We start from the raw sequence: 26,399 nt of genomic DNA, 5'->3' as shown, positions 1-26,399 counted from the left end.
CATTTTGAACATGCAGGCGCTATGACTCTGATTCTTGGTATCGACCCCGGCTCGCGCATCACCGGCTACGGTGTAGTCCGCCAGACCGCCCGTGGTTGCGAGTACGTGGCGTCGGGCTGCATCCGCACCGGCAGCGGCGAGTTGCACGAGCGGTTGCAGATCGTTTTTCGCGGCGTCAGCGAGATCATCGCCCAGCATGGTCCCGTGACCATGGGCATCGAACGGGTGTTCATGGCGCGCAACGCCGACTCTGCGCTCAAGCTCGGCCAGGCTCGCGGCGCAGCCATCGTCGCCGCTGCCGAAGCCGGCCTGGAAATCGCCGAATACAGCGCCAGCCAGGTCAAGCAGGCAGTCGCCGGTAGCGGCGGGGCGAACAAAGAGCAGGTGATGCTGATGGTCATGCATTTGCTCAAGCTTACTCAAAAGCCGCAGATCGATGCCTCCGACGCCCTGGCGATCGCCCTGTGCCATGCCCACACCCGCTCCAGCCTGGTGCCACACGGCCTGGCCACGGCGCGGCGACGCGGCGGGCGCTTGCGTCTGTAGGCGCTTCATGCGCAGATACACAATTTATCCGGGTGATGCGTTTGCCCGCTGCTTTTGCTGATAGGGTTGAGCGGTCTTTTGACCGGCTCCCCGAGAGGAAGGACTGGAACGTGATTGGACGTTTGCGCGGCACCCTGGCGGAAAAACAGCCGCCGCACCTGATTATCGACGTCAACGGCGTGGGCTATGAGCTGGAAGTGCCCATGACCACCCTGTACCGCTTGCCCAAGGTCGGCGAACCGGTCACCGTGCATACCCACCTGGTAGTGCGCGAAGATGCCCACCTGCTCTACGGTTTTGCTGAAAAGCGCGAGCGTGAACTGTTCCGCGAACTGATCCGGCTGAATGGCGTGGGCCCCAAGCTGGCGCTGGCGCTGATGTCCGGCCTGGAAGTGGACGAGCTGGTGCGCTGCGTGCAGGCCCAGGACGCCTCGGTGCTGGTGCGTGTGCCCGGTGTCGGCAAGAAAACCGCCGAGCGCCTGCTGGTCGAGCTGAAGGACCGCTTCAAGGCCTGGGAAACCTCTCCGGCCATGTTCACCCTGGTCTCCGATGGTCCGCTGCCGGTGGCCAGCGAGTCGTCTGCCGAGGCCGACGCGGTCAGCGCCCTGGTGTCCCTGGGCTACAAGCCGCAGGAAGCGAGCAAGGCCATCGCCGCGATCAAGGACAAGGCCGGCCTGAGCAGCGAAGAACTCATTCGTCGCAGCCTTAAAGGGATGATTACCAAGTGATCGAAGCCGACCGCCTGATCGCCGCCAGTGGCCGCGACCGCGAAGAGGTCCAGGACCGTGCGATACGCCCGTTGCGCCTGGACGAGTACATCGGCCAGCCGGTGGTGCGCGAGCAGATGGCGCTGTTCATCCAGGCGGCACGCGGTCGCGGCGAGTCGCTCGACCACACGCTGATCTTCGGCCCTCCCGGGCTAGGCAAGACCACCCTGGCCAATATCATCGCTCAAGAGATGGGGGTGTCGGTCAAGAGCACTTCGGGGCCGATCCTCGAACGGCCGGGCGACCTGGCGGCGATGCTGACCAACCTGGAGCCGCACGATGTGCTGTTCATCGATGAAATTCACCGCCTCTCACCGGTGGTCGAGGAAGTGCTGTACCCGGCGATGGAGGACTTCCAGCTCGACATCATGATCGGCGAAGGCCCCGCAGCCCGGTCGATCAAGCTCGACTTGCCGCCGTTCACCCTGGTGGGCGCCACCACCCGCGCCGGCATGCTTACCAACCCCTTGCGTGATCGCTTCGGCATCGTCCAGCGCCTGGAGTTCTACAGCGACAAGGATCTGGCGACCATCGTCAGCCGCTCGGCCAACATTCTTGGCCTGGCCATCGAGGACCATGGCGCCTATGAAATCGCCCGTCGCGCCCGCGGTACGCCACGTATTGCCAACCGCCTTCTGCGCCGCGTGCGCGACTACGCCGAGGTGCGCGGCAAGGGCCAGATCACCAAGGCCGTGGCCGACATGGCGCTGAACCTGCTGGACGTCGACGAGCGTGGTTTCGACCATTCCGACCGCCGCCTGCTGCTGACCATGATCGAAAAGTTCGACGGTGGCCCGGTGGGCGTGGACAACCTGGCTGCAGCCATCAGCGAAGAGCGCCACACCATCGAGGATGTGCTCGAACCCTACTTGATCCAGCAGGGTTACATCATGCGCACGCCGCGCGGTCGCGTGGTGACCCGGCACGCCTACCTGCACTTTGGCTTGAATGTGCCTGGCAGCCTGGGAGGCGCGGGTGAATTTTCCGGGCCAGGCGATGAATGACAGATCAAAACCGGCTTTTCGTGGTCCTACCGCTGGCATGCCGATGGTGCGCTGGCAATACGACATTAATGAAGAAAAAACAGTTGCCGCAGCGGATTGGCAAGCTGAGGAGTAAGCACTAGAGTATGCGCGCGCAAAATGGGCTGGAACCGTTCGCACACCGTTGTCGCGTCTATTACGAAGATACCGATGCCGGTGGCGTGGTGTATTACGTCAATTACCTGAAATTCATGGAGCGCGCGCGCACCGAGCGCCTGCGGCATCTGGGGTTTTCCCAGGCGCAGCTGGCCGAGGACAACCTGCTGTTCGTGGTTCATTCCAGTGAGGCCCGCTATCACGCGCCAGCACGCCTGGACGACGAGCTGAGGGTCACCGCGCAAGTACTTGAACTCAATCGCGCCAGCCTGCGCTTCGTGCAGCAGGTCTGGCGGGAAAAAGATGAAACGCTGCTCTGCGAAGGGCAGTTCCTGGTGGCCGCCGTGCGCGCCGACACTTTCAAACCCCGAGCCATACCCCCCCAGCTGCGCGACGCCTTTGTGGCGGACGGCTCGGGTAATCAATCGAACGCAGGAGAATAAGCGTGGAAGCTAACGTCGTCGACCATACCTCCATGTGGAGTCTGGTCAGCAATGCCAGCGTGGTGGTACAGCTGGTAATGCTGACCCTGGTGGCCGCCTCGGTCACCTCATGGATCATGATCTTCCAGCGCAGCACCATGCTGCGCGCCGGTCGTCGTGCGCTGGATGCCTTCGAGGAGCGTTTCTGGTCGGGCATCGACCTGTCCAAGCTGTATCGTCAGGCGGGCAGCAACCCGGACCCGGATTCCGGTGTGGAGCAGGTCTTCCGTGCCGGCTTCAAGGAGTTCTCGCGCCTGCGCCAGCAGCCGGGCGTTGACCCTGATGCGGTCATGGAAGGTGTGGCGCGTGCCATGCGCGTGGCCATCTCCCGTGAAGAAGAAAAACTCGAGCAGAGCCTGCCGTTCCTCGCCACCGTTGGTTCGACCAGCCCGTACATCGGCCTGTTCGGTACCGTGTGGGGCATCATGAACTCGTTCCGCGGCCTGGCCAGTGCCCAGCAGGCCACCCTGGCCACCGTTGCCCCAGGCATCGCCGAAGCGCTGGTCGCCACGGCCATCGGCCTGTTCGCGGCCATTCCTGCGGTCATTGCCTACAACCGTTTCGCGGCGCGCAGCGAAGTGCTGATCGGCCGTTACTACACCTTCGCCGACGAGTTCCAGGCGATCCTGCACCGTAAAGTGCACACCAGCGAAGAGTAATCAGGTAGAAGCCCATGGCCCGAGTTCGCCACAAACGCAAGCCCGTCGCCGAGATGAACGTGGTGCCCTACATCGATGTGATGCTGGTGCTGCTGGTCATCTTCATGGTGACGGCGCCCATGCTCAACCAGGGCGTGAAGGTCGACCTGCCCAAGGTTTCCAGCGAAGCCTTGCCGCAGGACAACAACGTCCAGATCCTCACCATCTCCATCAAGGCCGACAAGACCTACTACTGGAACCTCGGCAGCGAAGTCGATACCGACAAGCAGATGGACAAGGCCATGACCTTGCCGGACATGACCAGTGCAGTGACCAAGATCATTGCCGCCGGTCGCGACCAGGGCAAGCAGACCCAGGTCTTCATTCGTGGCGACAAGGCTGTCGACTACGGCGCCGTCATGGGCGCCATGGGCGGGTTGCAGAAGGCCGGTGTCGGTAACGTTGGCCTGATTACCGAGGCGCCCTGATGCAACAGCGAGAGCCATCCGCCTCGGAAAGCTACTTCTGGCCCAGTGTCTGGGCCATCGGCCTGCATGTGCTGGTGTTCGCCCTGCTGTTCGTCAGCTTTGCCATGACGCCTGAACTGCCGCCTTCCAAGCCGATCGTTCAGGCTACCCTGTATCAGCTCAAGTCCAAGAGCCAGGCGACCACCCAGACCAATCAGAAGATTGCCGGGGAAGCGAAGAAAACCGCCTCGCGCCAGACCGAAGTCGAGCAGCTGGAGCAGAAGAAGGTCGAGCAGGAGGCCATCAAGGCCGCGGAACAAAAGAAAGCCGACGCCGCTCAAAAGGCTGAGGAAGCACGCGAAGCAGCCGAAGCCAAGAAGGCCGAGGAAGCTGCGAAAACTGCCGAAGCCAAGAAAGCCGCCGAGTCCAAGAAGGCCGAAGAGGCGAAGAAGGCTGCGGAGAAGCAGCAGGCCGACATCGCCAAGAAGAAGGCCGAGGAAGAGGCGAAAAAGCAGGCCGAGGAAGAAGCCAAGAAAAAGGCAGCCGAGGAGGCCAAGAAGCAGGCCGCCGAGGACGCGAAGAAGAAAGCAGCCGAGGACGCCAAGAAGAAAGCGGCGGCCGAGGACGCGAAGAAGAAGGCAGCTGAAGAGGCCAAGAAAAAGGCCGCTGCAGATGCTCAGAAGAAAAAGGCACAGGAAGCGGCCCGCAAGTCGGCGGAAGACAAGAAAGCCCAGGCCCTGGCCGAGCTCTTGTCCGACACTACAGAGCGGCAGCAGGCTCTGGCCGACGAGCAGGGTGACCAGGTGGCCGGCGACTTCGACGACCTGATACGCATGCGCGCGGCCGAGGGTTGGGCACGTCCGCCTTCCGCGCGAAAGGGCATGACGGTGACCCTGCAGGTCAACATGTTGCCGGACGGCACCGTCACCGGTGTCAGCGTGATCAAGTCCAGTGGCGATGGTCCGTTCGACAGTTCGGCGGTGGCAGCAGTGAAGAACATCGGTCGATTGACCGAAATGCAGGGTATGAAGCCGAGCGATTTCAACCGTTATCGTTCGTTCAAGATGACATTTACACCTGAGGATCTAGCGTTGTGATTAAACTCCTTCGAGGAATGCTGATCATGCTCTGCTGCGTGGCCGGCATGGCCATGGCAGAGGAAAAGAACATCCTGGTCACCAGCGGCAGCGATCGGGCCACGCCCATCGCAGTTGTGCCGTTCGGTCTGCAGGGTGGCAGTGTGCTGCCGGAAGACATGGCCGACATCATTGGCAACGACCTGCGAAACTCGGGCTACTATTCGCCGATTCCGCGCCAGAACATGATCAGCCAGCCTACCCAGGCCAGCGAAGTCATCTTCCGTGACTGGAAAGCCCTGGGCGCCCAGTACGTAATGGTCGGCAGCATCGTGCCGTCGGGCGGTCGCCTGCAGGTGCAATACGCACTGTTCAACGTCGCTACCGAGCAGCAAGTGCTGACCGGGAGCGTGGCGGGCAGCACCGACCAGCTGCGCGACATGGCGCACTACATTGCCGACCAGTCGTTCGAGAAGCTCACCGGCATCAAGGGTGCGTTCTCTACCCGCATGCTGTACGTGACGGCCGAGCGCTTCTCCACCAACAACACCCGTTACACTCTGCAGCGTTCGGACTACGACGGCGCGCGTGCGGTGACTCTGTTGCAGTCGCGTGAACCGATCCTGTCGCCACGTTTCGCGCCGGATGGCAAGCGTATCGCCTATGTCTCCTTCGAGCAGAAGCGCCCGCGCATCTTCGTGCAGAACATCGATACCGGCCGCCGCGAGCAGGTGACCAACTTCGAAGGCCTGAACGGTGCGCCAGCGTGGTCGCCTGATGGTTCGCGCCTGGCGTTCGTGCTGTCCAAGGACGGCAACCCGGACATCTACGTGATGAACGTGGCCTCGCGCCAGATCAGCCGCGTGACGGCAGGCCCCGGCATCAACACCGAACCGTTCTGGGGCAAGGATGGCAACACCCTGTACTTCACCTCCGACCGTGGCGGCAAGCCACAGATATACAAACAGTCGGTCAGCGGTGGTGGCGCCGAGCGTGTGACGTTCGTGGGCAACTACAACGCCAACCCGAAACTGTCGGCGGATGAAAAGACCCTGGTGATGATCCATCGCCAGCAGGGTTTCACCAACTTCAAGGTGGCGGCACAGGACTTGCAACGCGGAAGTGTAAAGATTCTCTCGGAAACGAGTCTTGATGAGTCGCCCACTGTCGCGCCTAACGGCACCATGCTAATCTACGCCACCCGCCAGCAGGGCCGGGGAGTCTTGATGCTCGTGTCGCTTAACGGCCGTGTGAGGCTCCCACTTCCTACCGCTCAAGGCGAAGTCAGAGAACCGTCCTGGTCCCCTTACCTGAACTGATTGCGGCGTAATACGTTTTGCTTAACACACTGGGGTTTCATTAGGAGTTTCACGATGGAAATGCTGAAGTTTGGTAAATTTGCTGCGCTGGCTCTGGCCATGGCCGTAGCTGTAGGTTGCTCCTCGAAAGGCGGTGACAACGCTGGTGAAGGCGCTGTTGACCCGAACGCTGGCTACGGTGCCAACACTGGCGCAGTTGACGGCTCCCTGAGCGAAGAAGCTGCCCTGCGCGCAATCACCACCTTCTACTTCGAATACGACAGCTCGGACCTGAAGCCAGAAGCCATGCGCGCTCTGGACGTTCACGCCAAGGACCTGAAAGCCAACGGCAACCGCGTTGTCCTGGAAGGCAACACCGACGAGCGCGGCACCCGCGAGTACAACATGGCTCTGGGTGAGCGTCGTGCGAAAGCCGTTCAGCGCTACCTGGTTCTGCAGGGCGTTTCCCCTGCTCAGCTGGAACTGGTCTCCTACGGCGAAGAGCGTCCAGTTGCCACCGGCAACGACGAGCAGTCCTGGGCTCAGAACCGTCGCGTAGAACTGCGTAAGTAAGTTCTTATGCGTATGTGCCGTCGTGTTGTAACCGTCCTCGCACTCAGCCTGCCGCTTTCCGCGTGGGCTGCGGTTCCTGTAGTTGATGACAACGGGGGTGCTTACCCACCTTCCGGTTATGGCACGAGCGGCGCCTATGCCGGCGCAGGGGCTTCGACCCCTGCCTCGGCACAGGGCCAGCTGTTCATGCAGCTGCAACAGATGCAGGATCAACTTTCCCGTCAGCAAGGCATCATCGAAGAGCTGCAGAACGATGTGTCGCGCATGAAGCAGGAAAACCTGGAGCGATACCAGGATCTTGATCGTCGCATCAACAGTGGTGGCGCGCCTGCCGCGACCCCCGACAATTCCTCCACCGGTGGTGCACCCGATGCCGCCGCCGGTGCAGCAGCAGGCGCCGCTGGCGCTGCTGCACAGCAACCGGCCGCCAACAGCGAGCCCGGTGATCCGGCGAAAGAAAAGCTGTACTACGATGCAGCGTTCGACCAGATCAAGCAGAAGGACTTCGACAAGGCCAGCCAGGCGTTCAACGCCTTCCTGCGCAAGTACCCGAACAGCCAGTACGCCGGCAACGCCCAGTACTGGCTCGGTGAGGTGAACCTGGCCAAGGGCGACTTGCCAGCGGCCAGCCAGGCCTTTGCCCAGGTCAGCCAGAAGTACCCCAAGCACAGCAAGGTGCCAGATTCCCTGTACAAGCTGGCTGACGTCGAGCGCCGCATGGGCCACACCGACAAGGTCAAGGGCATCCTGCAGCAGGTCATCACTCAGTACCCCGGCACGTCTGCCGCGCAGTTGGCGCAACGCGACCTGCAGAAGCTCTGAATGATACCTTTGTAAGAAACCCGCGCTTGCCGCGGGTTTTTTCGTTAGAATTACGGCCCTTTTTATAAACACGCTGCAGCGGATAACGCCATGTCGAGTCCGCGACAGTGCCTGACGGAGGCGGACAGCCTGTTTAGCTGTCACGCCCGTGGCGAGCATGCAAGACACATTACGCATCACCGAAGTCTTTTACTCCTTGCAGGGTGAAACACGAACGGCTGGGCTGCCCACGGTATTCGTGCGCCTGACCGGTTGCCCCCTGCGCTGCCAGTACTGTGACAGTGCCTATGCCTTCACCGGTGGCACCATTCGCACCCTTGATTCGATCCTTGAGCAGGTGGCCGGCTTCAAGCCGCGTTACGTCTGCGTCACCGGTGGCGAGCCGTTGGCCCAGCCCAATGCCTTGCCACTGCTGCAGCGACTGTGCGATGCCGGCTATGAAGTCTCGCTGGAAACCAGCGGCGCCCTCGATATCTCGGCTACCGATGTGCGTGTCAGCCGCGTAGTCGACCTCAAGACGCCGGGGTCGGAAGAGTCGCACCGCAACCGCTACGAGAACATCGAGCAGCTGACCCGCAACGACCAGGTCAAGTTCGTCATCTGTTCCCGCGAGGACTACGACTGGGCGGTGTCCAAGCTGATCCAGTACAACCTTGCCGAACGTGCAGGCGAAGTGCTGTTCTCGCCCAGCCACCACCAGGTGAATGCCAGCGACCTGGCCGACTGGATCGTCGCCGACAACCTGCCTGTACGATTCCAGCTGCAGCTGCACAAGCTGCTGTGGAACGACGAACCCGGACGCTGATTGAGGAGTGAAAGAGATGACTGAGAAACGCGCGGTAATCCTGCTGTCTGGTGGCCTCGATTCGGCCACGGTGGTCGCCATGGCCAAGGCCGAGGGCTACAGCTGCTACACCATGAGCTTCGACTACGGGCAGCGCCACCGCGCCGAGTTGAACGCTGCGGCACGCGTCGCCCGCGACCTGGGCGTGGTCGAGCACAAGGTCATCGGCCTGAACCTCGACGGCATCGGCGGCTCGGCACTGACCGACAGCAGCATCGATGTACCGGAAACCCCGGGTGAGGGCATTCCGGTGACCTACGTGCCAGCACGCAACACCGTGTTCCTGTCGCTGGCCCTGGGTTGGGCAGAAGTGCTGGACGCGCGTGACATCTTCATCGGCGTTAACGCAGTGGACTATTCGGGCTATCCGGATTGCCGTCCTGAATTCGTCGAGGCGTTCGAGCGCATGGCCAACCTGGCCACCAAGGCCGGTGTCGAAGGGCAGGGCTTCCGCATCCAGGCGCCGCTGCAGAACATGAGCAAGGCGCAGATCGTGCAGGCGGGCATTGCCCGTGGGGTGGACTACAGCCTGACGGTTTCCTGCTACCAGGCCAACGATGCAGGCCAGGCGTGTGGCAAGTGCGATAGCTGCCGCCTGCGCGCAGACGGCTTCAAGGCCGCAGGTGTAGCAGACCCGACCCCGTACTTTTGACAAAAGGTTGGCTCGGGTATTGATTTCTTGTTAGAAATCAGTATTATACGCGCCATCCAACGGGTCGTTAGCTCAGTTGGTAGAGCAGTTGGCTTTTAACCAATTGGTCGTAGGTTCGAATCCTACACGACCCACCATATTCACAGCGGTCATGCAGATACTAGGAAGGGAAGACCTTTCACAGCCAATCTAGTCGTGCTGCCGTCTGGAGCGAACCTTAGGCTCGCTTCTATGTGATGTCAATATGGAATATCCCGCCGCTTATGGCGGGCTTTTCCGTTTCTGGTCAAAAACTCAATGAGTTAGCTATCCTTTGCGCTGATGGGCCCTGACTGAGCTTCGTCTGATGCATTTCTGGATCGCGCTTGCCTTCCTTGTTCTTGGTCGACCTGGGCGCAAGGATGATTGTGGCATCGACGATCGTACCTTGGCGCAGCGACAAACCTTTGTCTTGCTAGAAGTTGTTGATCGTTTCCGGAGTCCCAGCGGCGAGCTGATGTTTCTCCAGCCGATGCGGGAAATTCATGATTGTCGTGCCTTCGGAAATCGGTGCACTGAGCGTCGGTCGAGCAAACGGGCGCCTCGAGGTGATCTCGTAGAGCGTTTCCTTCATGGCTGGATCGCTCAGTGAAAACCAGTTCTACAGCTGGTGAATGCGCAGCTTGGTTTCCAAGGGATTCGGCTTATGACTACCACCGGTCTTGGGATAGTGCGGCTCAATAATCGCGACCAATCCGCCCTCGGCATGGCTTGCTCCTTCCCAGCCAGGAAACGCTCTCGACGGGCCTGCTTACGCTTACCGGCGTACTGAAAATCGGAGTTTATCTGACTCATGGGTAAAGCTTAGGGGCTAGCTGAACGGAGACTATTTCAGCACAGGTCGAGCAGCCTGTGCTGGCTTGATCGGAAAGTCCCTAAGAAGAGTGAAGTGTGACTATCACTTCTGATAGTTGACCCTGTGAGCAGGGATCTTTTAAATAAGGAGATTCCTTACCTCTACAGCGAAGTTTAATTCATGCATTTGGTTGTGACAGGCAATCGAAAGAAGGCGGCTGCTTATCTTTTGGCGAGCACGCAAGGCGAACTTTCGCTCGATTCGCAAGTTGATCGAGAACTCGAGCACATACTTGATGAGTTTCCAGTGCAACGCAAAGAAGATCTGCTGGATTATGTCGAGCGGCACCAACAGGATATTCTCGATACGGCGATTTTGTTCAGTGAAACTTCTGGTACGACCGGCCGGCCATTGCAGACACCGCGTAATTCGGTCGATATCAACTGGAACACTCACAATCAGTCGTTCGCCTACCAGCGCTTGTTGAGTGCCGGCAGTGACCGCGTGGCGATCTTGCACCCCGGTATGCTCAGCCCATTCGTCGAAGGCAGCACTTTCGCCTTGCGCCAGTTACAGGTGGGTTATGTGAAGCTGTTCCCCATCGAAGGCATCTGCGATTACGCACGCATTGTCGATGTGCTTGCACGCTATGCCATCACTGCCATCATGACCACGCCGTCGTTGGCCTTGAAGGTGCTCCATGAGGCGGCGCGACAGAACGCCCTGGGTCGCTTGAAAGTGCACAAACTGCTGCTGACCGGCGAGCTGATCTCTTCCGCCTGCGTCGATAACTTCAAGCGCATCCTCGGAGCACAGTGCGAGGTGCATGCTTTCGTCTATGGCGCCAGCGAGACGGCCAGTCTGATGTATGGCGTGGGCGATGGGCAGTACCAAGCCTTCGTCGATGACTTCATTTTTGAGATTGTCGGCGGCAGCCTACAGCCGGTTAGCGACGGCGAGTACAAGGTCACCGGCCCGTTGCTGGTGACCTGGCTGCAGGGTGGCTTGCTGCCCATTCGCCGTTACGATACCGGTGATCTTTTCGAGATCACTGTCAGGCAGGGCAGGTCGTGCGTGTTCAAACCCCTCGGGCGGACCCGTCAGTTGGGTGACAAGGCCCGGGTCGCCCAGCGTCTTGAGGCGATCATCTACGACGCAGCAGTGCCAGTTTTCAACTACCGCGTGACCTTGTCCGAGGCCGACCGGCACTGCCAGATCCAGTTGGTGGCGGCGGAACCGAGCATTGATCGCCAGCGGCTGCTGGTGGCGGTCGGCGAGGTGCTGCCGGAGTATGAACTGGCACTGGCCATCAACGACCCGACCGATCCGTTCCTGGCCTTTGCGGCCAAACCAAAACTCAATCGCTTCATATACCGTGACTAGGAGAGTCCCATGACGTGGTGGATGGTAGATTTATTGATAATGTTGATCTATGGCCTTCAACATACGGTATTGACCACCAAGGTGCTGGTAAAGGTTTATAATGCTGTATTTCCGGCGTGGAGTTGGAACATAAGTTACAGCTTGTTTTCGGTGCTGATATTGGTGATCGGCTTCCGTTTCTGGCAAAGCTCCGGTATTTACCTTTATCACTTTATACCCGGCAGCATTTCTTACCATATTTCAACGATCTTGCTCGCGGCCTCGTTGTTCTTCTTCTTTTATTGCTTCAAATACACCACGTCATTTTGGCAATGGCTGGGTGTGCGCCAGTTAGCGGCTCGGTTGAATAATGAAAAAATGCCGGCGTATTACCGAATTCGCCAGCAAGGTATCAAGCGTTATATCCGTTTCCCGCACCATACCTGCCTGATCGTGCTGTTCTGGACGCACCCGGTGATGACGCTGGACACTTTGCTACTGGCCATCGGCGCCACGATCTACCTGTACCTGGGCACTTATCACCAGGACTTGCGCGGCCTGGCGATGATCGGCCCGACCTGGCAGGAGTACCGAAATAATACCTGCCTGTTGATCCCGACCCCAAAAGTGCTGGTGCGCATGTACCGCGACCTGTTTGGTGGTGCAGAGCCGCAGCCCGAGGACAGTGCCCGCAACGCTGTTGAAACCCACCCAAGCCATTGAGAGCGACCGCCATGTTCCAGGAAGAACTTCACGATCTGCAGCAACAACTGGTGAACCATGAGATCTACGGCTACATCCGCACACCCGAACAGTTGCGTACCTTCATGCAGGCGCATGTGTTCGCCGTGTGGGATTTCATGTCGCTGGCCAAGCGACTGCAGGCAGAACTGACCTGCATCACGCTGCCTTGGTTCACTCCGCAGGATGCGCGCAAGGCTCGCTTCATCAATGAAATTATTCTCGGCGAGGAAACCGATCTGGGCTTCGATGGCCAGCCGGCTAGCCATTTCGAGATGTACCTGGCGGCTATGCAGGACATGAACGGCTGTACCGAGTCATTCGAGCGGTTCGCGTCGGCCTACCACGCAGGCATGCGGCTGAGCCAGGCGTTGGCTGAGGCCAAGGTCCCGGCATATGTGTCTGAGTTCGTGCAGCTGAGCATCGCCACCGCACTGACCGGCAGCCCCGAAGAAGTCGCCAGCAGTTTTTTCTTCGGTCGCGAGGATGCCATCCCGCATATGTTTCAGGCGTTTCTCGATCGCTGGGGGCTCGATGGCGCAACGGCGCCGCGCTTCGTCCATTACCTGCAGCGTCACATCGACCTGGATGGCGACGACCATGGGCCGGCGGCGATGAAAATTCTGGCCGATTTGGTACGCGACGAAGGAAGCCAGACCCGTGCCATTGCTGCGGCGCGCAGGGCGATTCAAGCCCGTATCGATCTTTGGGACGGCATCCTCGCTGACCTGGTCCGCGAAGACCGAGTAAGCGCAGCGCGCGCCGCGGCTGCGGCTGTACCTGCCTGAAGTCGCCCCATTTGAATCAGCTCAGGATGAGAACTGCACCATGATGGAATCCATAGTGTTGGCGGACATCGTATCTCGGCCTTACACCGACGCGGGCTACATTGCGGCGCTCGGTGAGCAGTTCGCCGAGGAAGGCTATGTGACGCTGGAGAATTTCTTCTCGCCCAAGGTCGTTGCGTTGATCAACGAGGAAACTCGCGCCTTGCATGAAATCAGCAACAAACGCGATTTCACCATGGGCGGTTACGAGACGCCGCGGCTTTTATCGGTGGCCGGCGGGCAGAAGATTCTCAGGAACACGGTCTTCATACCGACGTTGTATGTCCATCACCAGCTGAAATCGGTGCTGTCGGCAATCACCCGGACGCCGCTGTTCACCGTCAAGCACCAGCAGGAATGTATCGTCGCCAACAACCTCGACGGCCAGGGGCATACCCATGGTTGGCACTTGGACGATCCGATGTATGCGTTGATCGCCATTCTCGAGGCGCCGCAGGCCGGACGCGGGGGGAGTGTCGAGTATGTCGCCCACTGGCGGGCGCTTTGCGCCCAGTTGGGTCTTGACCCGGTGCACGACACCAAGGCCGGCCTGAAGCATGCCAGGCTGCACGGCCTGGTGCGCAGCGCCAGCCTCAAGTCCGGTGACTGCTACCTGCTCAATGCGGGGGAAAACTTGCACCGTGTCACGCCGATTGCTGACGACTCGTCGCGGCGTCGTGTGATCAACATGGCCTTCGACCACCGTAGCGATTTCGTCTATGGCGACACGGCCGACATTTTGTATGCGGAAGAGGAACTGACCCATGTCCATGCGCTTTGACCGCCATGTGGTGATCATCACCGGTGCCAGCAGCGGCATCGGTGCCGCCACCGCGCGGGCCTTCGCACGCGAGCAGGCAATCGTGGTCCTGGCCGACCTTAGGCCCAACGAGGCGCTGCACCACCAGCTGGAAGGGGAGGGCACGGCGGTACTGTCGGTGACCGTCGATGTGGCAAGCAGTGCCGATTGTGAGCGTCTGGTCAACCAGGTGCTCGAGCGTTTTGGACGTATCGACGTACTGTTTAACAATGCAGGGATCACACGGCGTGCCACGGTCGAGGAACTCGACGAGGCGCAGTGGGACCACGTCATGGCGGTAAACCTGAAGTCAGTCTTCCTGCTATCGCGCTTGGTGATCGGCCCGATGCGGCGCCAGGGTGGCGGAAGCATCGTCAACACTGCCTCGGGCTGGGGCCTTGTGGGTGGCGACCAGGCGGCGGTGTACTGCGCGTCCAAGGGAGGTGTCGTGCTGCTGACCAAGGCTATGGCCATCGATCATGGGCCGCACAAAATCCGCGTTAACTGCATCTGCCCTGGTGACACCCTCACCCCGATGCTGAGCGACGAGGCGCGGCAACTGGGGCTGCATGGCGATGCCTTGGCAGCGGCGGCGAGCAGCCGTCCGCTGGGCCGCGCCGGCCGGCCGGAGGAGATCGCCGATGCGGTGCTGTTCCTGGCGTCGGGCCAGTCGTCCTTCATCACTGGCGAGGCGTTGGTGGTCGATGGCGGTGGCTTGGCAGGCTCGGCGTAGGCTCAAGGAGAACCATTATGTGGGCGATCAGGATCTGCGCTATCAAGCTGCTGTTTACCGCCAGCAACTTCGTCATGCCATTCGCTGCCTTGTTCATTGGCAAGCATTACAGTCTGACAGCCGGTGCTGTCGCGGCCTGGGTGACAGCGTTCTCGGTGTGCTACCTGAGCGGCAACCTCGCCGGTGGCTACGTGGGCGACAAGTTCCAGTCGCGCAAATTGCTCAGGGTGTTTGCGTTGCTCAGCAGTGGGTGCATGCTGGCCAGCATCTTGAGCAGCACGGCGATTTTTGGGCTGGTTGCGCTTTCGTTGTTTGCTGGCCTAGCCGGCGCTGCCAGTCCGGTGCTCAGCAACTACCTGTCCAACAGCGTCGGCGAATGGGATCGGGAGAGGGCCTTCGGTAATCTCTATCTGGCGCACAACGTCGGTATCTCGGTGGTATTCGTGGTCGGTGGTTTCCTGCTCGACCGCGAGTCGCTGTACCCGCTGTACTTCTTTGCGGCAGTGTCCGCGTTGTGCTGTCTGGGGACCCTGGCATTGACCCAGGACGACTTGCAGTCACACGCCACCGACAGGCAGCAGCTTCCCATTGGTCCGGTGCGCCTGCCGTTGTTGCTGCTGGGCAGTTTCGTGCTGTTCTTCGGTCTCGCGTTCCTCGACGCGCAGCGCGAGTACCAGCTGCCGGTATGGCTCAAGGACATGGACCTGGCAAGCAGCGCGTCGTGGTTCGGTACCATTGGCATCGTCAACGCCGCCGTGGTTCTGCTGAGCACTCGCCACGTGGTGCGCTGGTGCGCCGGCCGCAGTCCGATCGCCAACATGGGGCTGGCCGGCTTGTTCTATGCGGCCGGTTTCGGCCTGCACTTCGTGCTCAGTGGCTACTATGCAGTACTCGCGTTGGTAGTGGTATGGAGCGTTGGCGAAATCATCGGCGCCACTTACATGAACGTTTTCATCTCCAAGAATGCGCCCGTGCACTATCGGGCCAAGTTATTTTCCCTGATCCCGATGGTCTTGACCCTGGGCAAGATCCTCTCGATTAGCACCACCACGGCGATCGCCGCTCGTGTCGATATCAACACTGGCTGGCTGTTGGCTGGCGTAGTCGGCATTGCCTGCGCGCTGTTCTCACTGATCATTGGCCGGTCCACTTCCAAGGCTCACATTCATGACAAAGCTCGGCATTCTGCAACTTCCCTATAATCCGGCCGCCTTGCGGCAGTTGGTCAAGCAGTTGGCCAAGTTGTCCGGACAGGTGCTGTTCATCGACCTGCAAGCGCGCATCGACGCCTGCACGCCACTTTCGCTTCCCGACAACGTGCGTTTTGTCGCGTGCCCCTCTTATGAGATCGAGGTGCTGGTCCAACAGGCGCGCGAGCTGCAGTTGGACAACCTGGTGTCCTTCGCTGAGCTGGGACTGGTCCCAGCTGCCCAGGTGCGGGAGGCACTGGGCATGCACGGCCATGACGAGCTCACTGAGCTCAACACGGTCGACAAGCATCGCATGCGAGTGTGCCTGCGTGACGCAGGGCTCAGCCAGGTGCGTAGTACGACCTGTCAGGCGCCGGAGCTGGTCCGGGCGATTGAGGAGTTCGGTTTGCCGGCGGTGGCCAAGCCGGCGAAGCTGACCGGCAGTATCGGTGTGCAGTTGCTGGCGGACATGAACGACGTGCCCGACTACTTGCAACGCTTGCAGGCCAATCCCTATTCCAAGGATTGCCAGTTGGTGCTGGAAAGCTTCATCCCCGGCGCAGAGTACAGTGTCGAGGGCCTGCTGCTAGATGGAGCGATCCATCTTTATGGCGTCACCGAAAAACAGACCACCGAAGCACCCTATTTCGTCGAGACGGGGCACCGCTTCGACGCCAATCATCCCTTGCTAGCACTGTTGCATCCGGCCTTGCAAGCGATCTTCCCGGCGCTGGGCATGAGCATCTGCCCGTTTCACATCGAGTTCAAGATGGTCGAGCAGCGCGTCGAAATTATCGAGATCCACAGCCGCTTCGGCGGTGACTTCATCACCCAGCTGCTGGAGTATTCACTGGGCAACGAGGCCTTCCTCGAATTTGCCGAATACCTTCTACACGGTCATGTTCCGCACCTGGAGAGGCAAGCGGCGACGATCACCGCGGTGGGTTTCGCGCCCGTACCAGCGGGTGTGGTTCGCTCGGTGTCGGCGTTGCCTCGGGCCGATGCCATCGAGTTGCTGGAGCACAGCATTGATGTCAGGCCGGGCGATGTGGTAACACCCAAGACCGGCTTTTACAATCGGCCGGCCTATTTCATTTCACGGCTCAGGGACCGGCAGGCAGCCCAAGTCTTCGAGCAGTGGATGAAAGCCTTTACCATCGAGCTCGCAACCAAGGAATCCGCATGAAGGAACATACCTATAACGTCACCGTGAACTGGGAAGGCAACGCCGGCGACGGTACCTCCAGTTATACCGCCTACAAACGCAATTTCAGTGCCCAGGTCCAGGGCAAGCCTACCCTGCTCGGCTCTGCCGACCCGGCCTTTCGTGGCGACGCCGAACGCTGGAACCCCGAAGACATGCTGGTGGCATCGCTCTCGGCCTGCCACAAACTCTGGTACCTGCACTTGTGCGCGGTCAACGCGGTGAACATGCTGGAATATGTCGACCACGCCGAGGGGCGCATGGTCGAAGCTGATGAGCTACGCAAAGGACATTTCACCGAGGTGGTGCTACGCCCGCAGATCATCGTCAGTGCAGATTCCGATCTCGAGCTTGCCCGGCGGCTGCATGAGGATGCTCACTATGAGTGCTTTCTCGCAAATTCGGTCAGCTTCCCGGTGCGCTGCGCCCCCAGCATCAAGCCTTCGTGCTGATGGTCCGCATGCGTAGTCTGGTACTGCTGGCCTGTCTGGCCTTGCGATCGCCGATGCTCTGAGGCAGGCGGACTACGCTGTCTTGACCCTGCAGCGCAGTGGTGGTGACGTCTACTGTGATTTCTTTCAGGCTGGCGATATGGATCGGGCCTGGAGTGCGGCCGAAAAACTGACCGGCCCTCCGGACTTGCTGGTATTGAACGCTGGCGCCTGTGTTGATGATGATTTTATCAATACTCATCTATCGACATTGGAGTCGACCATTGCGTTGAACGTCTTCAGTCCGATGTTGCTGGCCCGACTGGCTATCCGCAACTGGTAACTTCAGGGCAGGATGGGTCATGTCATTTTCTTCGGCTCCCAGGCGGCGCTACCAGGAGCCAGGCAGACAGGAAATACCCTTTACACTGCCGTCAAAGGTGCCCTGCATGCGCTGATCGGGCCGCTGGCCTGGGAGTGTGGTCCGACCATAAGAATCAATTGCATTGCGCCTGTTGATGTGATGACACCAGGTAAAGAAAGGAGTCTCCAGGCGAGGCCGGCCAAGACTGGAACGCAAGTGCAGGCATTGATTGCCCTGACTGCGGAAAATACGGCACTCAAACGATGGGTAAGGCCTGAGGAGGTTGCCCAGGCGGTAGTTTTTCTCGACCGATGTGATGCAATGACCGGAACTCTGTTGAACCTTAGTGCCGGCGCCGCTATCCATTGAAGGCTCCGATCACAGCCGCGTCATGTTGGGCAAATGTGCAGTGACCGCATAGTCAGTACAAGCTCAATCATCGTGCAATGCCTTGTGATTCAATCAATCTCAAAATCCCCCGGCTGATCCCTGTCACTCGGATCAGTCTCGCTTTTCCTATCTCTTTGCAGAATCCTCTGCTGATGTAGCGAACCGTCTGAATATTTATGACCGCACCACGAGTTAACACGATCAATCTTGCAGGCTTTAAGTTTTGCCGCAGGAATTCCTTGGTTCGACTTGGTGAAGGGGCTGTGCCGGATTCATGCCTCGGCATGTGGGATTGTCCATTTAGTTGTATCGTGATGTGTCTTTTATCTCGGTGTTTGTGGGCGTTAGAGGGATTTCACTGGATTTTTAAATGCCGGATATTTGTCATATTGAGCGGCGTTTAGGGCAAGATCAGAAAATTCTGCCTTTTTGGCTGAATGGTCGTAGGAATGATCTGAAGGCCGTTTCTGTAAAGCAAAGCTTTTAGCAGTTTGGCTAAAATTCGAAAATTTTCCTATTGTTGCCAGTGCGGTTCGCTTGTGGTTTGCTTGGGTTTGTAATGATTTGGAAATTTATGTTAACTGACTAAATTTTGTGTTTTATCGCCTAGGGGGTAGTATGTTTTGTCGGTGTGATGCTGAATATAGGAGTAACTTGGAGTTGTTCGAAAATGTGTCGAGTGTTGGTGAGTTAGGGATCGTGTTAGAAAAGGTCGCTATCCAGTTGGGTTTCAAGCAAGCCTTGCTGGTTGTTGAGTTTCCTACTCCTTTCAGTCGTCATCGCTGTCTCATGATCAAAGGTCAAGACCCCACATGGGTTGGATCAATCGATGATGATTATATTGCTCCTTTGAGGTCTGTCCTATTAAATTGTGCCGGATCGGTTGGGTTGATTAAATGGAGCTTGGAATGCCCTTCGTTTCTAGTTTCGGAACAAAGCAGTCCGCAAGAAAATTCGTTCGAAGGTATTGCCAGTAGTTTTTTGGCACTTGACGGTTCGCTTCATTCGGTCTTGTTTTTTCGATCCATTGAAGGAAAGCAAAAAATCAGTGAGGCAACGTTGAACGTGAAGATGGCCTGTGTCTTAGCTTTGACCAGGCAGGCAGCCATTAATATGCCGGAAGAAAGGAGGTACGTTTCGAATATGACAGAAAGGGAAGTGGAAATTCTGCGCTGGACTGCAGATGGTAAGTGTGCTTCCGAAATATCCAGAATTTTACATATTTCTGAAAATACAGTTATCTATCATATTAAAAAATTGCTTGCAAAAACTGGTTGTGCAAACAAGCTTCACGCGGTTGCCCAAGCTATAGGTCATAGGTTGCTTTGATTCGATAAGTTTTGGAGTTCGGGCCAATCTCGACTGCTGATAGATTTTTTATATTATGGGCACCCTAATGGTTGACATACCTGTAAGGCCCCGTTTCGCGTGAAATGGGGCGGAAACTCCTTCATGCCGACGTTTCGCAGGTTGTAACTAGTATATCGCTGAGCTATTCAGCCCACTCAGGGTCCCCGGTAAACACCACAGTAATCCAGCGATCCGGCCCTTCGCCGCCTACCGCATCGCCGATCTCATTGCGCCACGCATCCCATTCATCGATGGTTTTCGCAGCCATGGTCTTGGGCACGATGAAGTACAGCTCGATCTCCCGCGAGCGCCCGACCTTGGCCACGTAGGCCCGGTACGACTGCAGCCCATGCCTGGCCACGAATTCGCGCGCCACCTCGTCCACGTGCAGCTTCAGATCCCCCGGCGTCACCAGGAAGATCTCCGACAGCGCCTGACGCACCACCGATAGCGGTAGCGGAATGATCACCAGGCACACCAACGCCAGTACCGCCGGGTCGATGTAAGGCGACACCCACTCCCATTGCGTGCCCTGAACGGCGTAGCCGAAGCAGAAGGCGATCAGCAGGGCGGCGGTGATGCTGGCCGACATCACCCAGCCTTTCACGTCCATGCGCACGAAGTCCGACTTCAGTTTGCGATTGGCGCGGTCTTCGACCACGGCGATGGTTGCGCAGGCGACCACGGTCAACAGGGCGTAGACCATGGCGATGCCGAACTCCAGGTGCCGGCCGCCTTGCAGCAGGCTGCTGACCGCGTTGATCAATGCGTAGATGGCGACGCCGCTGAGCAGGATGCCGTTGAGCGCGAGGACCATCGGTTCCAGGTGCCAGAAGCCCATGGTGAAGCGCTCGCGCAGCTTTCGCGAGAGTTGCAGGCTGGTGGCGTGGGAGGTAATCAGTTTGACCACCACCAGCGACAGGCCGCTCATGCTGGCGTCGACCAGCGAGTAGACGCCGTCGAAGACGATCGAGAACGAGCCGGAGGCCAGGCCGAAGCCGATGCCAATGGTGGCGATGAACAGGGTGACGGCGATCGAGGTGCGTAACAGGCCCTGTTCGCTGGTGATGTCGAAGAAAGAAGATCGGGTTGCGGTTTGCATGTGTTTTGCTCGGTAAAAAACAGATGTTGCTCTGTTGGCTGTGCTGGCCTCTTCGCGGGCAAGCCCGCTTCCACAGGGATAGCGCAAGCCTTGAATGCTGCGCCGTACCTGTGGGAGCGGGCGTGCCCGCGAAGAGGCCCTTACAGGCTAGACGCGAAACTGTTCCATCAATGCCTGTTGCTGGTTGGCCAATCGATTGAGAGCCTGGCTGATCCGTGCCGATTCATCGGCCTGCCCGGACAGCGATTCGGTCACGTCGCGAATCCCTGCCACGTTGCGGTTCACTTCCTCGGCCACCGCGCTCTGCTCCTCGGCTGCCGAGGCAATCTGCAGGTTCATGTCGCTGATCACCGCCACGGCCTCGCCGATGCGCTCCAGCGCTGGCAATGCCTGCTCCATGCGCGTGGCGCTCGCCTGGGCCTGGCGCTGGCCTTCGTGCATGGCGCCGACCACGTCCTGGGTGCCTTGCTGCAATCCTTCGATGACCTGGCGAATCTCTTCCACCGACACCTGGGTTCGTTGCGCCAGGCTGCGTACTTCGTCGGCGACCACGGCAAAACCGCGCCCGGCCTCGCCTGCCCGTGCGGCTTCGATGGCGGCATTGAGTGCCAGCAGGTTGGTCTGCTCGGCGATCGCGCGGATCACCTCGAGCACCGAGCCGATCTGCTCGCTGCGCTGTTCCAGCGCACGGGCTTCGTCCATGGCCGTGTCCATGCCGGTTGCCAGCTGGTCGATGGTCTGGCGGGTGCTGGCGATCAACTGCAAGCCTTCACGGCTGGCCTGATCGGCGCCGCGTGCGGCCTGGGCCGCCTGCGCCGCATTGTGGGCGACATCCTGGGCGGTGGCGCTCATTTCGTTGGCGGCGGTAGCCACCTGTTCGATTTCCCGCTGCTGCTGCTGCATGCCATTGCTGGTCTGGCTGGCGATGGCGGCGGACTGGTCGGCGGTGCCGCGGGCTTCGAGCAGCGAGCCTTTGACCTGGGCGATCACCGGTTGCAGCTTGTCGAGGAAGCGGTTGAACCAGCCCGTCAGCTGGCCCAGTTCGTCCTGGCGGGCGTAGTCCAGGCGACGGGTCAGGTCACCTTCGCCGCTGGCGATGTCTTCCAGGCGGGCAGCCACGGCGAGGATCGGCCGGGTAACGCCGCGTGCGGTCAGCCAGACCAGCAGCAGGCCGATAACCGCGGCGCCCAGGCCGATCAGCAGGCTGGTCAGGTTGGCGCTCTGGTTATGGGTGTCCAGGCGCTGGTTGAGGGCCAGGGCTGGCGCCTGCAGGACTGCCTCGGGCAGTTCCAGCTGCACCTGCCAGGGGGTAGCGTCAGGGATGGGTGCGAACGGCCGTGCCACGCGCAGCAAGCCTTGGTCCACCTGCTTGTCCAGCGGCTGGCCCAGCTTGTTGGCATCACGGCTGTGCCCGGCGAGCAGGCCGGCTGCGCTGACGATGCTGACCTGGCCCTGGCCGTCGAACAGTTCCTGACGGCCATCCAGGCTCAGTTGCTGGAGGTTGGCCAGGCCGATGTCCAGGCCGACCACGCCCACGACCTTGCCGTTCTCCAGCAGGGGCAGGGCGATGCTAGTCATCAGCACCTGATGGCCATTGACCTCGTCGAGGTAAGGCTCGAGCACGCACGCCCTGGCGGTTTCCTGCGGGCAGGTCAGCCAGCGGTTCCTGGCCAGGCCATTGGTGCCGGGGCTGTTGTCGCCCAGCATCGATTCCGGCATCGCTTCCAACTCCAGGGTGCCAGGATTCGGTTGCGACCAGTACAGCGAGAAGCGCCCGCTCTCGTTGCTACCGCTGGCCTCCTGGCCGATGAACTGGTTGTCCATCTGGTCGAGCGCATTGGGCTGGAACACCAGGTACAGGCCGATTACATCCGGGTTGCCGGCCAGGCTGGCGTGGGCCTGGCGGGTGAGTTCAGCGCGCAGGTCGCTGCCACCCTTGGCCTTGAGTACCTGTACCAGCCGGGCGAAGCCGTTGCCGTACTGATAGGCGTCCATGAAGTAGCGCTGGATGCGGAACGCCTGCGTCTCGGCATGAGCCTGCAGGCGCAGACGCGCACTGTGTTCGAGCATTTCCGTATTGGCCTGGTTGACCAGCGCCGCGCTGCGCCGCGACTGGGTCAGCGAGCTGGCGACCAGCAAGGCAACGATGGCCAGCAGGCAGAGGCCGGTGAGCAGGGTGATCTTCCACTGGATGGACAGTCGACGCAGCAGCATGAGAGCTTTCCTTATCGTTCAACAACAACGCCCGCGTTCAGGCGCGGGCGTTGTCGGTGGCTGGTGTCATTCAGCGACGTAGTTGGGTGGTGCGACACGGAAGGCCTTGGTCAGCCAGGCCAGGTGTATCAGCCCCGCCAGTGCCCAGAGGCCGCCGAAGATCAACGAATGCGCGTTGAGGTCGAGCCAGAGCTTGGCGATGATGCAGAAGCCGAGCGTCGGCAGTACCAGGTATTTCATCTTGTTGGCCAGCCCCTGGCGATTGCCCTCGCGCAAGTAGCAGTGGCAGATCACCGACAGGTTGACGAAGCTGAACGCTACCAGTGCGCCGAAGTTGATGATCGAGGTGGCGGTGACCAGGTCGAAGAAGATTGCCGAAAGGGCAATCACGCCGACCACGGCAATGTTCACGATCGGGGTCTTGTAGCGCGGATGCAGGCGGGCGAACACGCTGCTCGGGATCACATTGTCACGGCCCATCACGTACAGCAGGCGCGACACGCTGGTCTGCGAAGCCAGGCCCGAGGCGATGGTGTTGATCACCGTACAGGCGATGAAGATCGACTGGAACAGCTTGCCACCGACATACAGGGCAATTTCCGGCAGCGCCGCTTCCGGGTCGTGGAAGCGTGCATTGGTCGGGAAGTACGCCTGCATGAAGTAAGAGACCAGGATGAACACCGCGCCGCCGATCAGGGCGGTGAGGAAGATCGCGCGCGGGATGGTCTTGCCTGGATCCTTGGTTTCCTCGGACAGGCAGGTGACTGCGTCGAAGCCCAGGAACGAGAAGCACAGGATGGTAGCGCCGGCAGCCAGGGCGCTGAGCTGCGTCTGCGAGTCGGCGAACGGTAGCAGGCTCCAGGTGGTCCCCAGGCCTTCGCCCTGGTCCAGGCCGCGTACGCAGAGGTAGATGAACACCGACATGATCATCAGCTGCACGACTACGAACAACAGGTTGAAATGCGCGACCAGGTTGATGCTGCGCATGTTGATCAGGCTGATCAGGGTGACGAAGCCAGCCACCCACATCCACTCCGGCACCTCGGGGAACATGGCCGAGAGGTAGAGCTTGGCCAGCAATGCATTGACCATGGGCAGCAAGAGGTAATCGAGCAGCGAGGACCAGCCGACCAGGAAGCCCACGTGCGGGTTGATGGCCCGTTGCGTGTAGGTGTAGGCGGAGCCGGACTGTGGGAAGCGGCGTACCAGCGTGCCGTAACTCACAGCGGTGAACAATACGCCGGCCAGGGCCAGCAGGTAGGCGCTGGGAACGTGACCGGAGGTAATGCCGGATACGATGCCGAACGTGTCGAACACGGTCATGGGCGTGAGGTACGCCAGGCCGATGATGACCACGTGCCAGAGGCGCAGGGACTTACGAAATTGGCCGTTGCCGGTGGCGTTGTGGTCAGTCTGCATGCTTGTAAGGCTCCATGTTGTTCACCTTTTTGTTTGGAGCAGAAATAGGCGCGGTCTAGGCGCCGTTGTCAGGCTGGCAGTGCCTTGACGAGGAGGTTGAAGCGTGCAGGCAGGGGCATCCGAGCATCATGACGGCGCGACTTTTTCTTCTTCGTGGATCGGGCGCTGGGCGAGGTGGTGAAAATAAAAAACGATTGGTAGGAAGGCGTCAAGTTAAACATGACAAGATGTTGCGAAATTGAAATATTTATCGGTCAAAGCGGCTAAATGTTCGTTTTTTGCGCGTTTTTTTGCGGTTTTGATCGACTTGGATGTTCGTAAAAATTAACGATTTGATGGATTGTCGGACATTTCCCAAGTTCGTCATTTCTACCCAAGCGTCGTCACCAGCCTGTCACCGCAGTGATATCCTTTTGCCCCCTGCCCATATGGACATCGATCGGTTCTCTTCATGAAGAAATCAGTAGGCATCCTTTCCGGCCTGGCCATCGCCATCGCCGTCGTGACCACCGCTGGCGCCTGGTACACCGGCAAACAGCTCCCTGGGGAGCTGGACAACGCCGTCAGCCGCAGCAACCAACAGCTCAAGAAAGCCCTGACCAACTACGGCGGCAGCATGACCGTCGAGCTGGTCTCGCTCGACCGGCATTTCTTCAGCAGCACTGCGCAATACCGGCTCAAGGCCAAGGACATCAACCTCGGGCATGGCGAAGTGGTCAGTTTCGACCTCGGCATGACCGACCAGATCGAGCATGGCCCGTTCCCCTGGTCGCGGGTCAAGGCACTGAAGCTGGTGCCGGTGCTGGCCGCGAGCAGCAGCAGCCTGCAGAAGGATGACCTCACGGCGCCGTGGTTCTCAGCCGCAGGCGAGCAGTCGCCGATCAGTGCACACACCAGCCTGGGCTTCTCGGGCAACGTCGACAGCACCATCACCGTGGCTCCGCTCAAGCATGTCGAGGCCGACGGCAGCAGCCTGGCTTTCTCGGGGATGTCGCTGGAGGTCAGCGGTGATCAGGAGGGCAAGGCGTCGAAGTTCCATGGCAGCGCAGATCGCTTCGAGATGAAACTGGTCGGCGAGGACCATCCGCCGACTTCCCTTGAGCTCTCCGGCCTGAAGGTCGGTGGCAACCTGGCGGCCAGCAAGCATGACGCCGTGTACGTCGGCAATGTCGACCTGCTGCTCGCCGAGGCCAAGGCGACCTTGGGTGAAAAACAGCAGGTGCTGGTGCTCAAGGGTATCGAGCAGAACGCCCTGCAGACTCTGGATGGCCCGGACACCGTGGGCGGCCGAGTGGATTACCGGGTAGCGGACATCACCTGGGATGGCCGCGCGGTGGGGAGCGCGCAGATGGGCGTGAGCGTCAAGTCGCTCAATGCCCCGGCCTTGCAGTCGCTTTCGAAGTGGTACCAGGCTCACCTGCCGGAGTTCGAAGCAGCCCAGGCTGCCGGCCAGCCGGTGCCGGAAATCCAGATGGATGAAGCGGAAAAAGCCAGGTTCCACGGTGACCTGCAACAGTTGCTGGCTTCCAGGCCCAAGCTGGCCATCGAGAACCTGGCGTTCCGTACGGCCAATGGCGAGAGCCGTTTCGACCTGTCGATGGATTTCGCCAGCCCGGCGTCGTTCGACCTGCCGCCAGACCAGCTGAGCAAGCAGCTGATCACCGAGGTGAAGAGCAAGTTGTCGCTGTCCAAGCCAATGATCGGAGACCTGGCGACGTTGCAGGCGCTGCTCGAAGGGCAGACCGATGCCCAGGCCATTGCCGCGCAATCGAGCCAGGCCGGTGAAATGGTCGGCATGATGGCGCTGCAGAGCGGCATGGCTACCGTGCAGGGCAACGATGTGGTGTCGAGCCTGCACTATGCCGACGGCATGGTCGACTTCAACGGCAAGAAGATGACCGTGGAAGAGTTTGCCATGCTGCTGGCGGCGCACTTTGCCGCGATGCAGCCGCAGGGCTGATGTTCAGTCTGCACCGGCCTCTTCGCGGCTAAAGCTACTCCCACAGGTAAGGCGCTGCCCTCGATTGCGGCGCCGACCCTGTGGGAGCAACTGTCTTGCTCGAAATTTGAAAAGCTTGCGCGGCCCCTGTGGGAGCGGGCTTGCCCGCGAACACGGGCGAAGCCCGTGCCAACT

Annotated in this window: 24 protein-coding genes, 1 tRNA gene and 4 pseudogenes; 24 read left to right on the top strand and 5 right to left on the bottom strand. The window is 59.8% G+C overall.

The features are described from left to right. Window positions 1–21: 21 nt before the first annotated feature. The 13 genes from ruvC to ACIPW4_RS05550 all read left to right on the top strand — a co-directional run bounded on the left by ruvC (window position 22) and on the right by ACIPW4_RS05550 (window position 9,441). Window positions 22–546 (top strand): crossover junction endodeoxyribonuclease RuvC, encoded by a 525-nt coding sequence (gene ruvC, locus ACIPW4_RS05610; RefSeq protein WP_167276208.1) that lies wholly within the window; start codon window positions 22–24, stop codon window positions 544–546. A gap of 110 nt (window positions 547–656) precedes the next feature. Further along, entirely contained in the window at window positions 657–1,274 is a 618-nt protein-coding gene (gene ruvA / locus ACIPW4_RS05605; RefSeq protein WP_027919956.1) for a Holliday junction branch migration protein RuvA, read from the top strand. Further along, window positions 1,271–2,317: a Holliday junction branch migration DNA helicase RuvB gene (ruvB, locus tag ACIPW4_RS05600; RefSeq protein WP_400655613.1), complete on the top strand. Its 1,047-nt coding sequence runs from the start codon at window positions 1,271–1,273 to the stop codon at window positions 2,315–2,317. The genes ruvA and ruvB overlap by 4 nt, the downstream gene beginning before the upstream one ends. 125 nt (window positions 2,318–2,442) lie before the next feature. Beyond that, complete coding sequence (gene ybgC, locus ACIPW4_RS05595) at window positions 2,443–2,895, top strand: tol-pal system-associated acyl-CoA thioesterase (RefSeq protein ID WP_103445277.1); 453 nt, start codon at window positions 2,443–2,445, stop codon at window positions 2,893–2,895. Window positions 2,896–2,897: 2 nt separating this feature from the next. After that, entirely contained in the window at window positions 2,898–3,593 is a 696-nt protein-coding gene (gene tolQ / locus ACIPW4_RS05590; RefSeq protein WP_027919953.1) for a protein TolQ, read from the top strand. 14 nt (window positions 3,594–3,607) lie between these two features. Further along, complete coding sequence (gene tolR / locus ACIPW4_RS05585; RefSeq protein ID WP_008090221.1) at window positions 3,608–4,060, top strand: protein TolR; 453 nt, start codon at window positions 3,608–3,610, stop codon at window positions 4,058–4,060. After that, on the top strand, window positions 4,060–5,136 hold the full coding sequence (gene tolA, locus ACIPW4_RS05580) for a cell envelope integrity protein TolA (RefSeq protein WP_400655611.1): 1,077 nt from the start codon (window positions 4,060–4,062) through the stop codon (window positions 5,134–5,136). Before tolR ends, tolA begins: the two co-directional genes overlap by 1 nt. 17 nt (window positions 5,137–5,153) lie before the next feature. After that, on the top strand, window positions 5,154–6,434 hold the full coding sequence (tolB, locus tag ACIPW4_RS05575) for a Tol-Pal system beta propeller repeat protein TolB (protein ID WP_400656426.1): 1,281 nt from the start codon (window positions 5,154–5,156) through the stop codon (window positions 6,432–6,434). A 54-nt stretch (window positions 6,435–6,488) separates the two neighbouring features. Continuing rightward, a complete protein-coding gene (gene pal, locus ACIPW4_RS05570) occupies window positions 6,489–6,986 on the top strand; it encodes a peptidoglycan-associated lipoprotein Pal (protein WP_023381906.1) in 498 nt (165 codons plus the stop codon). Window positions 6,987–6,992: 6 nt separating this feature from the next. Next, window positions 6,993–7,808 carry a tol-pal system protein YbgF gene (gene ybgF / locus ACIPW4_RS05565; protein ID WP_400655609.1) on the top strand — a complete coding sequence of 272 codons (816 nt, stop codon included), beginning with the start codon at window positions 6,993–6,995 and terminating at the stop codon, window positions 7,806–7,808. Window positions 7,809–7,965: 157 nt separating this feature from the next. Then, a complete protein-coding gene (gene queE / locus ACIPW4_RS05560; RefSeq protein ID WP_400655607.1) occupies window positions 7,966–8,613 on the top strand; it encodes a 7-carboxy-7-deazaguanine synthase QueE in 648 nt (215 codons plus the stop codon). Window positions 8,614–8,629: 16 nt separating this feature from the next. Then, window positions 8,630–9,304 carry a 7-cyano-7-deazaguanine synthase QueC gene (gene queC / locus ACIPW4_RS05555; RefSeq protein WP_400655606.1) on the top strand — a complete coding sequence of 225 codons (675 nt, stop codon included), beginning with the start codon at window positions 8,630–8,632 and terminating at the stop codon, window positions 9,302–9,304. A 61-nt stretch (window positions 9,305–9,365) separates the two neighbouring features. Then, window positions 9,366–9,441 (top strand) — tRNA-Lys (locus tag ACIPW4_RS05550). A gap of 200 nt (window positions 9,442–9,641) precedes the next feature. Here ACIPW4_RS05550 and ACIPW4_RS05545 read toward each other — a convergent pair. After that, window positions 9,642–10,138: pseudogene (locus ACIPW4_RS05545) on the bottom strand (IS5/IS1182 family transposase); the annotation flags it as partial. Between the two features lie 181 nt (window positions 10,139–10,319). On the opposite strand from ACIPW4_RS05545, the gene ACIPW4_RS05540 reads away from it, so the two are divergent. The 10 genes and pseudogenes from ACIPW4_RS05540 to ACIPW4_RS05495 all read left to right on the top strand — a co-directional run bounded on the left by ACIPW4_RS05540 (window position 10,320) and on the right by ACIPW4_RS05495 (window position 19,509). Further along, window positions 10,320–11,522 (top strand): AMP-binding protein, encoded by a 1,203-nt coding sequence (locus ACIPW4_RS05540; protein WP_400655604.1) that lies wholly within the window; start codon window positions 10,320–10,322, stop codon window positions 11,520–11,522. Window positions 11,523–11,531: 9 nt separating this feature from the next. Continuing rightward, window positions 11,532–12,224 carry a hypothetical protein gene (locus ACIPW4_RS05535; RefSeq protein ID WP_400655602.1) on the top strand — a complete coding sequence of 231 codons (693 nt, stop codon included), beginning with the start codon at window positions 11,532–11,534 and terminating at the stop codon, window positions 12,222–12,224. 11 nt (window positions 12,225–12,235) lie between these two features. After that, a complete protein-coding gene (locus tag ACIPW4_RS05530; protein ID WP_400655599.1) occupies window positions 12,236–13,030 on the top strand; it encodes a DUF3050 domain-containing protein in 795 nt (264 codons plus the stop codon). A 40-nt stretch (window positions 13,031–13,070) separates the two neighbouring features. Then, a complete protein-coding gene (locus ACIPW4_RS05525; RefSeq protein ID WP_400655598.1) occupies window positions 13,071–13,850 on the top strand; it encodes a phytanoyl-CoA dioxygenase family protein in 780 nt (259 codons plus the stop codon). Then, complete coding sequence (locus tag ACIPW4_RS05520) at window positions 13,834–14,601, top strand: SDR family NAD(P)-dependent oxidoreductase (RefSeq protein ID WP_400655597.1); 768 nt, start codon at window positions 13,834–13,836, stop codon at window positions 14,599–14,601. The genes ACIPW4_RS05525 and ACIPW4_RS05520 overlap by 17 nt, the downstream gene beginning before the upstream one ends. 17 nt (window positions 14,602–14,618) lie before the next feature. Continuing rightward, entirely contained in the window at window positions 14,619–15,803 is a 1,185-nt protein-coding gene (locus ACIPW4_RS05515; RefSeq protein ID WP_400655595.1) for an MFS transporter, read from the top strand. Beyond that, window positions 15,769–16,977, top strand: a complete 1,209-nt coding sequence (locus ACIPW4_RS05510) for an ATP-grasp domain-containing protein (protein ID WP_400655593.1) — start codon at window positions 15,769–15,771, stop codon at window positions 16,975–16,977. The genes ACIPW4_RS05515 and ACIPW4_RS05510 overlap by 35 nt, the downstream gene beginning before the upstream one ends. After that, on the top strand, window positions 16,974–17,447 hold the full coding sequence (locus ACIPW4_RS05505) for an OsmC family protein (protein WP_400655591.1): 474 nt from the start codon (window positions 16,974–16,976) through the stop codon (window positions 17,445–17,447). Before ACIPW4_RS05510 ends, ACIPW4_RS05505 begins: the two co-directional genes overlap by 4 nt. An 82-nt stretch (window positions 17,448–17,529) precedes the next feature. Further along, window positions 17,530–18,159, top strand: a pseudogene (locus tag ACIPW4_RS05500) (SDR family NAD(P)-dependent oxidoreductase). A 675-nt stretch (window positions 18,160–18,834) separates the two neighbouring features. Further along, window positions 18,835–19,509: a helix-turn-helix transcriptional regulator gene (locus ACIPW4_RS05495; RefSeq protein WP_400655588.1), complete on the top strand. Its 675-nt coding sequence runs from the start codon at window positions 18,835–18,837 to the stop codon at window positions 19,507–19,509. A gap of 163 nt (window positions 19,510–19,672) precedes the next feature. On the opposite strand, the gene ACIPW4_RS05490 is transcribed toward ACIPW4_RS05495, so the two are convergent. From ACIPW4_RS05490 to ACIPW4_RS05475, 4 genes and pseudogenes are all read right to left on the bottom strand, one after another. After that, window positions 19,673–20,632, bottom strand: coding sequence for a cation diffusion facilitator family transporter (locus ACIPW4_RS05490; protein ID WP_400655587.1), 960 nt, complete (start codon window positions 20,630–20,632; stop codon window positions 19,673–19,675). 147 nt (window positions 20,633–20,779) lie between these two features. Continuing rightward, a pseudogene (locus ACIPW4_RS05485) lies at window positions 20,780–21,316 on the bottom strand (methyl-accepting chemotaxis protein); the annotation flags it as partial. Between the two features lie 321 nt (window positions 21,317–21,637). Beyond that, a pseudogene (locus tag ACIPW4_RS05480) lies at window positions 21,638–22,627 on the bottom strand (HAMP domain-containing protein); the annotation flags it as partial. Window positions 22,628–22,912: 285 nt separating this feature from the next. Beyond that, window positions 22,913–24,265: an APC family permease gene (locus tag ACIPW4_RS05475; protein ID WP_400655585.1), complete on the bottom strand. Its 1,353-nt coding sequence runs from the start codon at window positions 24,263–24,265 to the stop codon at window positions 22,913–22,915. A gap of 451 nt (window positions 24,266–24,716) precedes the next feature. Between ACIPW4_RS05475 and ACIPW4_RS05470 the strand changes: the two genes are divergently transcribed. Continuing rightward, on the top strand, window positions 24,717–26,225 hold the full coding sequence (locus ACIPW4_RS05470) for a YdgA family protein (protein ID WP_400655584.1): 1,509 nt from the start codon (window positions 24,717–24,719) through the stop codon (window positions 26,223–26,225). The last annotated feature ends 174 nt before the right edge of the window (window positions 26,226–26,399 follow it).

Origin of the sequence: Pseudomonas sp. NPDC089996 (genome assembly GCF_044748405.1) — a bacterium.
Lineage (GTDB): Bacteria > Pseudomonadota > Gammaproteobacteria > Pseudomonadales > Pseudomonadaceae > Aquipseudomonas.
The sequence above is the reverse complement of the archived record's forward strand: the minus strand, read 5'-3'. Positions and strand labels throughout refer to the sequence as shown.

Excerpts from the sequence above, each read along its gene's own strand:
- ruvC (WP_167276208.1), top strand. The coding sequence starts at position 22 with ATGACTCTGATTCTTGGTATCGACCCCGGCTCGCGCATCACCGGCTAC.
- ybgC (WP_103445277.1), top strand. The coding sequence starts at position 2,443 with ATGCGCGCGCAAAATGGGCTGGAACCGTTCGCACACCGTTGTCGCGTC.
- tolR (WP_008090221.1), top strand. The coding sequence starts at position 3,608 with ATGGCCCGAGTTCGCCACAAACGCAAGCCCGTCGCCGAGATGAACGTG.
- tolA (WP_400655611.1), top strand. The coding sequence starts at position 4,060 with ATGCAACAGCGAGAGCCATCCGCCTCGGAAAGCTACTTCTGGCCCAGT.
- tolB (WP_400656426.1), top strand. The coding sequence starts at position 5,154 with ATGCTGATCATGCTCTGCTGCGTGGCCGGCATGGCCATGGCAGAGGAA.
- pal (WP_023381906.1), top strand. The coding sequence starts at position 6,489 with ATGGAAATGCTGAAGTTTGGTAAATTTGCTGCGCTGGCTCTGGCCATG.
- ybgF (WP_400655609.1), top strand. The coding sequence starts at position 6,993 with ATGCGTATGTGCCGTCGTGTTGTAACCGTCCTCGCACTCAGCCTGCCG.
- queE (WP_400655607.1), top strand. The coding sequence starts at position 7,966 with ATGCAAGACACATTACGCATCACCGAAGTCTTTTACTCCTTGCAGGGT.
- queC (WP_400655606.1), top strand. The coding sequence starts at position 8,630 with ATGACTGAGAAACGCGCGGTAATCCTGCTGTCTGGTGGCCTCGATTCG.
- ACIPW4_RS05540 (WP_400655604.1), top strand. The coding sequence starts at position 10,320 with ATGCATTTGGTTGTGACAGGCAATCGAAAGAAGGCGGCTGCTTATCTT.
- ACIPW4_RS05535 (WP_400655602.1), top strand. The coding sequence starts at position 11,532 with ATGACGTGGTGGATGGTAGATTTATTGATAATGTTGATCTATGGCCTT.
- ACIPW4_RS05530 (WP_400655599.1), top strand. The coding sequence starts at position 12,236 with ATGTTCCAGGAAGAACTTCACGATCTGCAGCAACAACTGGTGAACCAT.
- ACIPW4_RS05525 (WP_400655598.1), top strand. The coding sequence starts at position 13,071 with ATGATGGAATCCATAGTGTTGGCGGACATCGTATCTCGGCCTTACACC.
- ACIPW4_RS05520 (WP_400655597.1), top strand. The coding sequence starts at position 13,834 with ATGTCCATGCGCTTTGACCGCCATGTGGTGATCATCACCGGTGCCAGC.
- ACIPW4_RS05515 (WP_400655595.1), top strand. The coding sequence starts at position 14,619 with ATGTGGGCGATCAGGATCTGCGCTATCAAGCTGCTGTTTACCGCCAGC.
- ACIPW4_RS05510 (WP_400655593.1), top strand. The coding sequence starts at position 15,769 with ATGACAAAGCTCGGCATTCTGCAACTTCCCTATAATCCGGCCGCCTTG.
- ACIPW4_RS05505 (WP_400655591.1), top strand. The coding sequence starts at position 16,974 with ATGAAGGAACATACCTATAACGTCACCGTGAACTGGGAAGGCAACGCC.
- ACIPW4_RS05490 (WP_400655587.1), bottom strand. The coding sequence starts at position 20,632 with ATGCAAACCGCAACCCGATCTTCTTTCTTCGACATCACCAGCGAACAG.
- ACIPW4_RS05475 (WP_400655585.1), bottom strand. The coding sequence starts at position 24,265 with ATGCAGACTGACCACAACGCCACCGGCAACGGCCAATTTCGTAAGTCC.
- ACIPW4_RS05470 (WP_400655584.1), top strand. The coding sequence starts at position 24,717 with ATGAAGAAATCAGTAGGCATCCTTTCCGGCCTGGCCATCGCCATCGCC.